10 protein-coding genes are annotated in these 12,962 nt (G+C 46.0%); all 10 read left to right on the forward strand.

Annotation, left to right across the window (positions count from 1 at the left end; translation table 11 throughout):
• Nucleotides 1–54 precede the first annotated feature (54 nt).
• The 10 genes from H6629_21205 (at nucleotide 55) to H6629_21250 (ending at nucleotide 12,930) form a co-directional block, all read left to right on the forward strand.
• Nucleotides 55–1,566, forward strand: coding sequence for a diguanylate cyclase (locus H6629_21205; protein MCB9070302.1), 1,512 nt, complete (start codon nucleotides 55–57; stop codon nucleotides 1,564–1,566).
• Complete coding sequence (gene bshA, locus H6629_21210) at nucleotides 1,563–2,687, forward strand: N-acetyl-alpha-D-glucosaminyl L-malate synthase BshA (GenBank protein ID MCB9070303.1); 1,125 nt, start codon at nucleotides 1,563–1,565, stop codon at nucleotides 2,685–2,687. The genes H6629_21205 and bshA overlap by 4 nt, the downstream gene beginning before the upstream one ends.
• A 298-nt stretch (nucleotides 2,688–2,985) precedes the next feature.
• The gene (locus H6629_21215; protein ID MCB9070304.1) at nucleotides 2,986–3,537 is read left to right on the forward strand and encodes a bifunctional nuclease family protein; all 552 of its coding nucleotides are present in this window, start codon (nucleotides 2,986–2,988) and stop codon (nucleotides 3,535–3,537) included.
• Between the two features lie 52 nt (nucleotides 3,538–3,589).
• A complete protein-coding gene (locus tag H6629_21220) occupies nucleotides 3,590–4,495 on the forward strand; it encodes an MBL fold metallo-hydrolase (GenBank protein ID MCB9070305.1) in 906 nt (301 codons plus the stop codon).
• A 237-nt stretch (nucleotides 4,496–4,732) separates the two neighbouring features.
• A complete protein-coding gene (locus H6629_21225) occupies nucleotides 4,733–5,272 on the forward strand; it encodes a phosphatase PAP2 family protein (GenBank protein MCB9070306.1) in 540 nt (179 codons plus the stop codon).
• A 37-nt stretch (nucleotides 5,273–5,309) separates the two neighbouring features.
• Nucleotides 5,310–6,533 (forward strand): glycosyltransferase family 1 protein, encoded by a 1,224-nt coding sequence (locus H6629_21230; GenBank protein ID MCB9070307.1) that lies wholly within the window; start codon nucleotides 5,310–5,312, stop codon nucleotides 6,531–6,533.
• A gap of 19 nt (nucleotides 6,534–6,552) precedes the next feature.
• Nucleotides 6,553–7,734, forward strand: coding sequence for a glycosyltransferase (locus tag H6629_21235; protein ID MCB9070308.1), 1,182 nt, complete (start codon nucleotides 6,553–6,555; stop codon nucleotides 7,732–7,734).
• A 17-nt stretch (nucleotides 7,735–7,751) separates the two neighbouring features.
• Complete coding sequence (locus H6629_21240) at nucleotides 7,752–8,825, forward strand: flippase-like domain-containing protein (protein MCB9070309.1); 1,074 nt, start codon at nucleotides 7,752–7,754, stop codon at nucleotides 8,823–8,825.
• A gap of 353 nt (nucleotides 8,826–9,178) precedes the next feature.
• The gene (locus H6629_21245; GenBank protein MCB9070310.1) at nucleotides 9,179–11,032 is read left to right on the forward strand and encodes an ABC transporter ATP-binding protein; all 1,854 of its coding nucleotides are present in this window, start codon (nucleotides 9,179–9,181) and stop codon (nucleotides 11,030–11,032) included.
• Nucleotides 11,033–11,121: 89 nt separating this feature from the next.
• Nucleotides 11,122–12,930 carry an ABC transporter ATP-binding protein gene (locus H6629_21250; GenBank protein ID MCB9070311.1) on the forward strand — a complete coding sequence of 603 codons (1,809 nt, stop codon included), beginning with the start codon at nucleotides 11,122–11,124 and terminating at the stop codon, nucleotides 12,928–12,930.
• Nucleotides 12,931–12,962 lie beyond the last annotated feature (32 nt).

Raw genomic sequence — 12,962 nt, forward strand, 5'->3', positions numbered from 1 at the left:
GATAAAAATTAAAGCGGAAACTTACGAAAAAGGCGTCAGCTAATGGATGTAAACATGCTTAATGAAACGACTACACCCAAAATTCTGGTAATCGATGATGATCCGTCCGTGCACCGCTTGCTGGCAACCTATTTCAAACGGCGGAATTATGTGATGGAAAGTTGCGAAGACAGCCAGAATGCTGTTACGCATATCCGAGAATTTGAGCCGGATTTGGTATTGATCGATTTGATGATGCCATCGCTCGATGGTATCAGCGCATCCAAACGAATCCGTAATATGGAAATGCAATCGTATTTGCCTATCATTATGCTCACTGCAAAAAGTGATGACCGCGATGTGGTTGCTGCATTGGAAGCCGGTATTGATGATTACATTACCAAGCCATTTGAATTTGACGTGTTGGAAGCAAGAATACGCAACATGTTGAGATTAAAGAGCTTGCAGGACCGGCTAATGCACAAAAGTAAAGAATTAAATGACGCCAGCGAACAAATTAACCGGTTGAATCACGTGTTGGTCGATACCAATCGCCAATTACAGAAAAAAATTTACGACCTTCGCAGCATTTTCGAAGTCAGTTATAAAGTGATGGGGCAATTGGAATTTGAACAATTAGTGAAAGATGCGCTCATCAATATTCTGGGGATATTTACCGCAAAATCGGCAGTGCTGCTGCTCGTAGATCCGGAGCAAACAGATACGTTTCGCGTCGTTGATGCGCGTGGAATTCGCAATATCGATTTGCGAAAACTGTTGCTTCACCGGCACGATAAATTGATTCATTACATGGAGTTAATTAAAAAAGCATTTCAGATACGCAATATATCCGAAGAATTTCGCGATGTGGTTCCGCAACTCCGCGAGTTGGATATCGAGGTGCTCTCGCCACTGTATCAAAACGATGAGTTAACCGGTTTGCTCTGTCTCGGACCCAATTTTAAAGATGAAGAATATTCACTCGATCAGCTGGAAACGCTCGGTATTGTGTCCAACATGCTGGCAGTTGCGGTCAGTAATGCCACGCTTTATGAAAATATCCGCGCGATGTCATACACAGATGGGATGACAAGTCTGCACAATTACCGCTTTTTCGAGCTGCGTATCAAAGAAGAAATTTCCCGCGCCCGCCGCGATGGATCGCAACTTTCTTTGTTGATTCTTGATGTTGACTATTTTAAGAATTATAATGACACACTCGGACATCCCGCCGGAGACGATGTTTTGCGAAAAGTGAGTAAAATATTGCAAACATCCGTTCGGGATAACGATATTGTCGCCCGCTACGGTGGTGAAGAATTTGCCGTAATATTATCTGGTGCAGAAAAACAGGGTGCCATAAAACTGGCCGAACGTATTCGCGCAAAAGTGGAAGATGCATCATTTTATAAGGAAGAAATTCAGCCAAGCGGGCAATTAACCATCAGCCTGGGAGTCGCAAGTTTTCCGGATGACGCAATTCGTGAGGAAGATTTGATTCAAAATGCAGACAAAGCACTTTATCAGGCCAAAAAGAATGGACGCAACCGGGTGGTTGCCTACACAGAAACATTGAACACAGCATGAAAATTGGGATCGCTTGTTATCCAACCTACGGTGGTAGCGGTATTGTAGCTACAGAACTTGGTAAAAATTTAGCCCGCCGCGGACACGAAATACATTTTATATCCTATGCGTTGCCGTACCGGTTATCGGGATTTTTCAGCAACATTATGTTTCACGAAGTGAAAGTGCCGGAATACCCGCTATTCGAATACCCGCCATATGCGTTGGCGCTGGCAACACAAATTGCGACAGTTGCAACCAATAATAATCTGGATTTGGTGCATGTTCACTACGCCATCCCGCATGCGGTTTCAGCTTGTTTGGCGCGGGATATGATCAAATCCCGCCATCGCCTGAAAGTGGTAACAACGCTCCACGGGACAGATATTACATTGGTGGGTGCAGATCCTTCATATAAACAAATAACGCAATATGGCATAAATAAAAGTGATGCGGTAACCGCGGTTTCCAATTTTTTGCGGGAAGCAACCATCAGCACTTTTGAGCCGGAAATTCCCATTCGGGTGATCTATAATTTTATCGACGGCCCGCACAGCAGCGAAGAAGATTGCCGCTGCCTGCGCGAAAAATTTGCACCGAATGGCGAAACTATTTTAACCCATCTCTCCAATTTTCGTCCGGTAAAACGGGTGCAGGATACGATCGAAATTACCCGGTTGGTAAAAGAAAAAACGCCGGTAAAACTGGTGCTGATCGGCGATGGTCCGGAGCGTTCCCATGCCGAAGAATTGGTGCGAAAATACGGTTTGCAGAATGATGTATTTTTTCTCGGGAAACAAGAAGATGTGTATTGCATGCTGAATGTCGGAGATATTTTTCTGATGCCCAGTGGAAACGAAAGTTTTGGGTTGGCAGCGCTGGAAGCGATGTCCTGCGGGCTACCCTGCATCAGCAGCAATGCCGGCGGTTTGCCGGAGCTGAATATTCACGGCGAAACCGGATATATTGCACCCGTGGGCGATGTATTGGAAATGAGCAATCATGTATTGAAAATAATCCAGACCCCGGATTTGCTTTCGCAGTTATCTCAAAATGCACAGCACCACGCAATTAAAAATTTTCATTCCGATGCCATAATGAAGCAATACATCAAGCTTTATGAAGAAGTCCTAAGTCAATAATTTATTGGCACTCAGTAACTTCTTGCTTGACCAGCGATTTAAAAATGATTATGCTTACGATTGAATCAAAAAAAATTACAAAATTGATGGCAGTCGCTTTTTTTGATATTTTTTTAATGTTAATTAACACATGAATTTAATTTGGATGCTACACAGCTGTAACACAAAATTAATTGATATCCGGATAAAAGCCATCAATCGTTACAATTTATTTCCCGGTTAATTAATGAATGTTTCGATAATTTCGAATATGAATCAGGTAGCAACTGAATCGAAATCATAATTTTTGAGGTTCGTGATGATTGAGGCAAAAATAAACGGATTGTTTTTGACCCAGGCTCAAACCAGTGGGGTAATTTTAAAAGAGATCAACGGAGACCGCACATTGCCGATTATCATTGGCGATAATGAAGCATCGTCTATTGCGCTTGGCTTGGAAAACGTTGCACCGCCTCGTCCAATTACTCACGATCTGTTTTTGAACACACTGGATGCGTTGAAAGCCCGAATTGAGCGGGTTATTATCACCGACTTGCGGAACAACACCTATTATGCGCTGATCGAATTGCGAAGCAATTCCGAACTTATGGAAATTGACGCACGACCCAGCGATGCCATCGCGTTAGCTGTACGGAGAAATGTGCCCATTTTCATTAAAGAAGAAGTGATGAATAAAGGTGCATTCAGCAGCGATGAAGAGTTCCAGAACATAAGTGAACAACAGATAGATTCTGAAGAAAACCGATTGGACCAACTGCGCAGGGAATTGCAGGAAGCTGTAGAAAAAGAAGATTACGAACGCGCAGCAGAAATTCGTGATCGGATCAACCGTTTGGAATCTCGCTCATAGTCAACCGCTGCTCCACGTGGCTACGAACAGGACGTAAAACCAGGGAGCGACAATGGATCGGAATCCACTGCGCATTAAGTTGTATGGCGTGCGAGGTAGCTATACGCCCACAAAAGGATTTAGGAGTAAAATCGGTGTAAACACAATTTGCATTCGTGCAGATATTGGTGAACACACCATTATTTTTGATGCAGGAACAGGCATCATTAATTGCGGTTCGGAAATTCAGCAAGAATTGACCCGCTTCTCGCAACCTCCTGAAAAATATAGACTTCACCTATTTTTTTCACACCTCCATCTCGATCATCTCGAAGGCTTTCCCTATTTTCCGCCAGCCTACGATAATCGCTGTGAGATCCACTTTTTATCACCGCGAATACTAAACTGGACGGTAGAGCGGGCATTCACACAGTTGATCCATCCACCGTTATTTCCGCTCGATTTTGGTGAACTCGCATTTCAGCGACATTTTCATCAGATTGCTGAAAATCTGGTTGTTTACTTTAACGATACCGGTTTTATCCAAAAACCGGTCAACGAACCGATGGCTGAAAACTGGTTGTTGAAAATTTCAACGATGCGAAATTTTTTGCACCCGAAAGGCGGGTCATATTCTTTCCGGCTGGAAACCCCTGAAGGCAAAAGCGCTGTATTTGCATATGACACGGAAGGATTTATCGGCGGAGACCAGCGGTTGATTGCTTTTGCGAAAAATGCAGATCTGCTCTTTCACGATGCCCAGTACACAACCGATGAATATCCACAAAATCAGGGTTACGGACACAGCACCTACCAAATGGCTTGCGATGTTGCCAGTTTGGCAAATGTCGGAAAATTGATGCTCATCCATCACGATCCCAACCATTGCGACGAAGATTTGATGAACATCCAAAACCAGGCGCAACAATTATTCAGTAATGCCTTCGTCGCTGTCGAAGAATCTGTTTTTTTGTTGTGAAATAATACCTCAAAAAATAATCCAGCCGAAAACATGTCTAAACCGTTGTTTACAAAAAGTTAACATAAACAACGGTTTTTTGCATATGTTGCAATTTTTGTTGCAAATCAATACTATTTAATTACAAGCCTTCACTTCTAAATGCAATATAACTGTATCTGAACGACAGTTCCGGTTCAATCATTGAGCAACCGGGGGCGATTAAATTACTGCCGATGAAAAAATTTCGGAGGCAAAATGAAAATCGCTGAAAATCTGCACCATTGGGATTGCGCACTGTTTCATCAAATTTTTACGCTGAATGGTAAATGGCTGGCTGATCGCCTGTTTATTTTCATAACGAAAAGTGCAGATGGTTATCTCTATGTTTTTATTGGATTAATGACGGCAGCTAATCCAGGTTTAAATACGCTCACATTGTTAACTTCAGCACTGTTAGCATTCTCAATTGAACGCCCGGTTTATTACCTCGTCAAAAACAATGTCAAACGCATTCGTCCATTCGAACAATTGGGTGTCCGTAATTTGATCGCTCCGCCGGACAAATTCAGTTTCCCATCCGGGCACACTTCCGCTGCTTTTCTGATGGTAACCCTGTTCAGCCAGATATTCCCGGAAATTTCGCTGTTGCTTTATTTATGGGCTTTTTCTGTCGGGTTTTCCCGGGTATATCTCGGGGTTCACTATCCGGGGGATGTGGCGATGGGCGCAATTCTCGGCATCTGTAGTGCCGCGATGGGCGTATGGCTTGCCATAATTTTTCAATCTCTGGTTTGAGCGGGTATCAAAATTGAATTTTGGAAAGGGGTATCCAATGAAAGTGGTTTATTTCGCAGACAGCTTGCCACCCATTGCAGATGGCGTCAGCCACACCATGTGCCGTTTGGCAGATTCGTTGTTAGCGAACAACGTTCAGTTCCAAATGATATCGCCATTCCAGCCGGGTGAAAATTATCGCTGGAACAGCCGGGTGATTAAAATTCCCTCAGTGCGATTTCCGCTGTACCGGCAATACCGGCTCGGTTTGCCCCAAATTAGCAGGATTGCCCAATTTGTTCGGGCGTTTCAACCCGATATTATTCACGCTGTAAGTCCAACATTTATGGGCGTTTATGCGCAAAAACTGGCGATGTCAATGAATGTTCCGGTTGTTGCCAGTTTCCACACACACTTTTCATCATATTTCCGGTATTATCGCGCAGGGGCATTCGAAAAGCTTGCGGAAAAAACACTTGCCAGGTTTTACAACCGATGTGATGCAACATTTGCCCCTTCAGAAAACATCATCGAAATGCTAAAAAATCAGGGTGTAAAATCGTTGAAATTGTGGACTCGCGGTATCGACATCAACCGGTTTACGCCCGCAAAATACGATGTGGATTTGAGATTATCCATCGATGCCGGAACAAAACCGGTATTATTGTTCGTCGGCCGATTGGTCAAAGAAAAAGATTTGGATGATCTGATCAAAATGGCAAAAATTCTGGAGCAACGCAATTTACCGCACAAACTGGTGATTGTCGGTGATGGACCGATGCGAAAAGAGCTCCGTTTGAAGCTGAAAAACGCGGTTTTTGCCGGACACCAAAGTGGCGAGGCGTTGGCGAAATGGTTCGCTTCGGCAGATATTTTTGTTTTTCCATCAACTACGGAAACATTCGGAAATGTGATTCTGGAAGCATTCGCATCCGGTTTGCCGGTTGTTGCTGCCAATGCCGGTGGGCCCGCAAGTTTAGTGAAAACAGGGATTAACGGCTATTTGGCAAAGCCAAATTCGCCGGTGGATTTGTGTTTGTGCGTAGAAAAATTGTTGGACAATCGACCGCTCCGAATCAAGATGGGAATGAATGCGCGATCATTTGCGGAGCAATTTTCGTGGGATGCGGTCAATCGCCAATTGTTGACTGATTATCAACAAATAATTGAAAATTATCATTTTAGCCATAGCCGAGTATTTGTTTCTAAACGTAATTCCGGAAAACATTTGGCACCGGTATTTCAGAAAAAATGGTTGGCAACAAATTTCAATCAAAAATAGGAAGTGAACGACTCAATTTATGAAGATTTGCGATATCACCCAATCGTTTAACGAGAGCAGTGGCGGGATACGAACCTATATCAAAGAAAAACAAAAGTTTATCCAATTCCATTCGGATTGCGAGCATGTGCTAATTACTGCCGGCGATCGCGATAGCTACACGCGAAAAAGCGAAATGTCTGTTTACACGATCCAGTCGCCGGTGATTCCGGGATGTGCGCCGTATCGATTATTGTGGCGAATGGATAAAATTTACCGAGTCCTCGAAAAAGAAAAACCCGACATTATCGAATTTGCCGACCCGTATTTTATGGCGTGGTCGGCTTTGCGTTTTCGGACACATCGGCGCAGCCGGGTTTTGGGGTTCTATCATACTGATATTTCAACAGCTTATCCGCGATTATTTGCTGATAAAATCGGGATCAAATCTCTGAATCCGTTGATTTTTAACAGTGCGAGGTCGTATGTCTGCAGCCTGTACAATCGCTGTGACGCGACGATTTGTGCATCCAAAATTGTGTCCGACCGACTGGAGCAATTGGGTGTGGACAACATTCACCGCATTTCTTTTGGCGTAGATTTTCAACAATTTTCAGCCCCGAAATACGGCAACGGCATTCGCGGACGGTTGCAAATTCTGCCGGAAGAAGTGCTGTTTATTTATGCTGGCAGATTCGATTCCGAGAAACGGGTAGATGTGTTGACTGAAGCCTTTTCCGGCATTCCCGACAGCTATCCGGCAAAGCTGGTGTTGGTTGGCGATGGCGTGCTGAAACCCAGGCTTTTGGCGATTGCCGAACGGAACCCTCGGATAATTATCCTCCCGTTTGTTGATAAAAAACAAGAGCTTGCAGACTTGCTTTCTGCTGCAAATGTGTATGTTACCGCAGGTCCGTTTGAAACATTTGGGTTGTCCGTTGCCGAAGCGCAGGCGGCAGGTTTGCCGGTCATCGGCGTAAACGGCGGTGCGCTGCCGGAGCGGATATCACCGCAAAACGGAATGCTCGCCGCTGTTGATGATGTCGCCGATTTGCGCGAAAAAATGGTGCGGATGATGATGGCGGATCGTGAGCAAATGGGGCGTTTCGCCCGGTTGCATGCCGAAAAAAATTACTCATGGGAATCCACTTTCGGCCGACTGTTTGAATTATACGAATCATTATTGATTCCGAATAATTTGTCTGTCAAATCCGCAGCTTAATGAAACAGAATTACCCAATGAAAACGAAAAAACAACGTTCGAAATTTTATCATTTATTTAACTGGATGATTGCTGCGATCATCATTGGTGTTGTATTAAATATCGGATTGCTATTTTGGAGCGGTGAATCGCCGGTGCTGAAACAGGTTTCCGGTGTATTTTTGCAGCATTGGTGGTTGCTCGTTCCGCTCAGTTTGCTCACCTGGTTTACCCATGCATTCCGGATGCGATTGTGGTCGATATATCTAAAAAAAACAATCACCTGGCGCGATTCGTTACGCATCGCTGTAGGTACGGATTTGGGTGCTGCAGTCAGTCCCACATCGCTCGGCGGCGGTCCCGCGAAACTGGCATTGCTTATGCAAAAAGGCTTCAGCGGAACCGAAGCGACCTTGCTGACACTGCTCGGCAGCATCGAAGATTACATCTTTTTTATGGCTTTTCTGGTGCTGGTTATCTGTCTGAAACCGGATCAAATTGCTGATTTATTGTTGCCGATATTCGATAATCTTAACCTGTCTGTGGTAATTTTCACAACGCTTTTGTTGTTGATAATCGCGACAGTCTGGCTGCTGCTGAACCATTTCCGAAGCAATCGCAACTCCGAAAATAGGCTGATTAACCGGGTTGCAAAAATTACAAATCACATTCGAACATTCTTTTCAACGCTGCGAAAAATTCTGACAGACGGCAAGTTGTTTTTGGGAATAAACCTGGTGATCACCAGTGTTCAGTGGCTCGGGCGATATGCTATAATTCTCGTATTGCTCTCATACAACGGTGTGGCGTACGATGTTGTCGATGTCATATATCATCAATTTGTGGTGTTCGCATTGATGGGTCTTGCCCCAACGCCCGGCGCAACTGTCGGAGCGGAAGCGGCGTTTTTTCTGTTGTTCAAAAGCATGGTTCCGGAAAATCTGATCACATCACTAACATTGATGTGGCGATTTTTCCTGCATTATTTTCCACTGATTGCAGGAGTGTTTGTGTATTTTTTACTGAGCCGTAACGGCTATAAATTTAATATATTTAGCACCACAAATAAATCCGCTCCGGGCAGCAACGAGCAACCGCAAATGATATCGTGAAAAAAAGAATTAAATTTATTTGTTGCAATTTGCATAATTCATTATTACGATTTGGCTGGAATTACAACCATTAATAAATAGATTTTAAAACTAAATTTTGGAAATCATCTCATGAAAATCGCTCGGAAATACAGCATGCAAGATCTGCCGTTGCGCCGAATCACTCTGCGATTTGCGGGCGTTTCGATAGATGATATAGATATTTTTCTCCGATCGCGGCGATGGTTTCATCCATCCCGGTAACAGGTGATCTGATTTTTTTCAGAAAAAAGCCGCGATCGAATTAACGATCGCGGCTTTTTTATTGTACGCGAAAATGAAAATAAACAGCAGTTTTTTATACGAGGTGGATTATGACTAAGAATTTACGACGACTTTTCGCGGTATTGGATCGCTGGAAATGGCGTTATTTCAGCGCGGGTTTGCTGATGATTTTGGCAATTGCGCTGCAAAGCATCGAACCGCGCATCATTCAGGTTACGGTGGATTATGTGATCGCTCATTTCCAAAACGGTGAATCTGCGGTTGCTATCGCCCAAAAAGATGCGGTGATGCGCATTTTTGAACAATTGCTGCCGGCGCTCGAACGGGAAAATTTACCGGTAATTTTGATGATGATGGGCGCTGTGCTGTTGCTGCTGGCGGTTTTTCGGGGCGGATTTAGCTACATCGCGCAACTGATGATGGCCGACAGCACAGAAAAAGCCATCAAACATTTACGCGACCGGTTGTTTTCACACGTTCAAAAATTACCGATGGCCTACTTTACCACGATGCCAAAAGGCGATTTGCTCCAGCGCAGCACCGGCGATATCCAAACAGTGCGCGGATTTATCCACAGCCACATCGTGGAAGTGATGCGCACGATTGCGCTGTTCGGGTTTTCATTTGCGATGATGGCATCGATCAATCTCGAATATGCGCTGATGAGCACTGCGTTGGCGCCCATCCTGATCGTCAGCAGCTACGTTTTTTTTAAAAAAGAACGCAAAAACTGGGAAATGGTGCAGGATGAAGCGGACAAACTGGATACTGTGGTACAGGAAAATTTGAACGGGATTCGAACCGTGCAGGCATTTGCCAATGAAAATCACGAAATTGCGAAATTTGCGGAGCGCAACCAAAGCAAGCTTTCCGCAGATTTGCAGCACCTGAAACTGCACACATTTTTTTGGCCGGCGTCCGATTTTGTGGTTGGCTGCCAAATAACGATAACCGTTTTGGCGGGCGGATATTTGGCGATAAACGGCCAAATTACTGTTGGCGAAATGCTCAGTTTTTACGCATACGCCACCATGCTGTCGTTTCCGATGCGTCAGTTTGGCAAAATTTTATCGAAAATCGGAGTGGCAACCGTAGCGATCGGGCGAATTCACGAAGTGCTCGATTCTCCGCTGGAGCGGCAGGACGGTTTCGCCAGAGATGAGAAACTGCGCGGTGCGATCGAGTTCCGCGATGTCTCATTTCGCTTCGATAAAAATGCCCGGGAAAATATTCTGAAACGCATATCCTTCAGCATCCAGCCGGGCGAAAAAGTGGCGCTGGTTGGTGCAACCGGTTCGGGTAAGTCTACTATTATCAAACTGTTAGTTGGCTTGTACGATCCCGATTCCGGGCAGGTGTGTATCGACGGGCATCCGGTGGAATATTACTCGCCGCGATATCTGCGTCAGCGAATCGGGTTTGTGCTGCAATCGCCGTTCCTTTTTTCGACGACGGTAAAACACAACATCGCCTACGCAGATCCGCTTGCGCCGAAAGCCAAAATTTGGGCTTCGGCTCAGCTGGCAAAAGCGGATCAACTGGAATCTGTACTGCCGGACGGATACGAAACGATGGTCGGTGAAAAAGGCGTGACGCTTTCCGGCGGACAAAAACAGCGGGTCGCACTCGCGCGAACGCTGCTCACAGAGCCGGATATTCTGGTGCTGGACGATGTCACTTCCGCGGTGGATACTGAAACGGAGCAGGCGATTTTCGAGGCGTTGCAAAAGGAGCAAATGCGCAAAACCACGATCATCATTTCGCATCGGGTGACCACTATTCAGCAGGCAGACCGGGTGCTGGTGATCCATCAGGGGCGCATTGTGCAGGAAGGAAAACCGGATGAATTGGCCAATATTCCCGGGTATTTTCGCGATATCCATCTCATCCAAAATGCGCTCGAAGCGGAAATTCAGCAAAACATTGCGGTGTTACCCAATTGAGCCGAAACGACAGAAAATAAACCGTGCATTTCCGGTATGCAAATGCCGGAAATGCTCAAAAAATTTCGATTTGAAAGGTGTGATAGTTTATGAGTCAACAATTGACAGACAAAAAATTTGAGGGCGGTGGGGCACTCGGCCCCTTTCTCCGGCAGATTTTTAGCTACAGTTTTCGCTACAAACGCTGGTTTTTTCCGCTGGCGGGAATGGCGATTGTAGTTGCATTAGTGGATGCGTTTTTTCCATACATTTGGTCGCTATATCTGGACGAAGCGATCACGCCGGCGGTAGAAACTTTTCAAAAAACGGGCGAGTTGCAAACCGATTACAGCAAACTTTATAGCTTCGGTTACACCTATCTCGCATTTCTGATTGCCCAGGTTACCGGCGTTTTTGTGTTTATCTGGTATGCCGGTAAAATACGCCATACGGTTATTTACGATCTCAGAAAAGAGATGTTCGAGAAGCTGCAAAAGCTCTCGTTTTCCTATTACGATCGTTCGGCAATCGGCTGGCTGATCTCGCGGATCACCTCCGATACCGATCGTGTAACCGAAGTAATTTCGTGGGGAACGCTGGATTTGGTGTGGGGCGTTTTTACGATCCTTTCCTGTTTCGGGATCATGGCGTTTTACAACTGGAAGTTGATGCTGATCGTGCTGTTCAGCATGCCGGTGCTGGCGTTGCTTTCGGTTCACATGCGCCGCAAAATTTTGGCGTATTCGCGGGAAGCGCGGCGAATCAACAGCGAGATGACCGCCTATTTTAACGAGCACGTTCACGGCATCGAAGTAAACAAAGTGAGCGCGCAGGAAGATAACGCAGCCCTCGGCTACAGCGAAAAAAGCCAGAAAATGCGCCGGGCATCGTATCGTGCGGCGTTTTTTTCGGCGATGCTGGCACCGTTGGTGATGATCATCGGTGCGTCGGTCGCGGGATTGATCATCTTTTTCGGCGGACAATCTGTGCTCACCGATAACGGCTTGACCATCGGAATGCTGGCAGCGTTCATCAGTTACGCGACGCTGGTTTACGGACCGATTCACGAATTGACCAATTTTTATGCGTCGGCGCAGGGTGCGGTTTCGGCGGGCGAGCGGGTGTTTTCGCTGCTGCGCGAACCGGTCGAAATGGCGGATGAGCCGGGCATGCCCGATTTTGACGACATCACCGGCGAGGTTCAATTTTTAAACGTCGATTTTCATTACGTCGCCGACCAGAAAGTGTTGAAAAATTTCAACTTACACATCCGTCCCGGCGAATCAATCGCTTTGGTTGGACCAACCGGCGAAGGGAAATCGACCATCGCCAGCCTGATCGCACGGTTTTATCAACCGCGCGGCGGCGCAGTTTTGATCGATGGTGTGGATTATCGCCGGCGAACGTTGCACAGTTTGCGCCGCCAAATGGGCATCATTTTGCAAACGCCGCACGTTTTTTCCGGCACGATTCTCGATAACATTCGTTACGGCGATTTCGACGCAACCGAAGCGCGTGTGGCGGAAACGCTGCGGATTATCGGTGCGGACGATCTGATTCCGCGTTTGAACGAACAGGTTGGCGAAAGCGGCGGCAACCTCTCCAGCGGCGAAAAACAGCTCATTTCATTCGCGCGGGTGATCGTGAAAAATCCCAAAATTTTGATAATGGACGAAGCGACGTCATCCGTTGATACGCTCGCCGAAGCCAAAATCCAGAAAGGGATTGAACAGCTCATCAGCGGGCGAACATCGATCATCATCGCGCACCGGTTGTCCACCATCCGCAACTGCGACCGTATTCTGGTCATCCGCGCCGGCGAAATTATCGAAGCCGGCAGCCATCAGGAATTGGTTGCGCAAAAAGGACAGTATTACAGGCTTTACACCCACCAATCGCGGGAAGCCCTGCCTTCGTAAACAACATCAGCCGGTGGAAATCAACCCATTTT

The organism is Calditrichia bacterium (genome assembly GCA_020634975.1).
GTDB lineage: Bacteria > Calditrichota > Calditrichia > RBG-13-44-9 > J075 > JACKAQ01.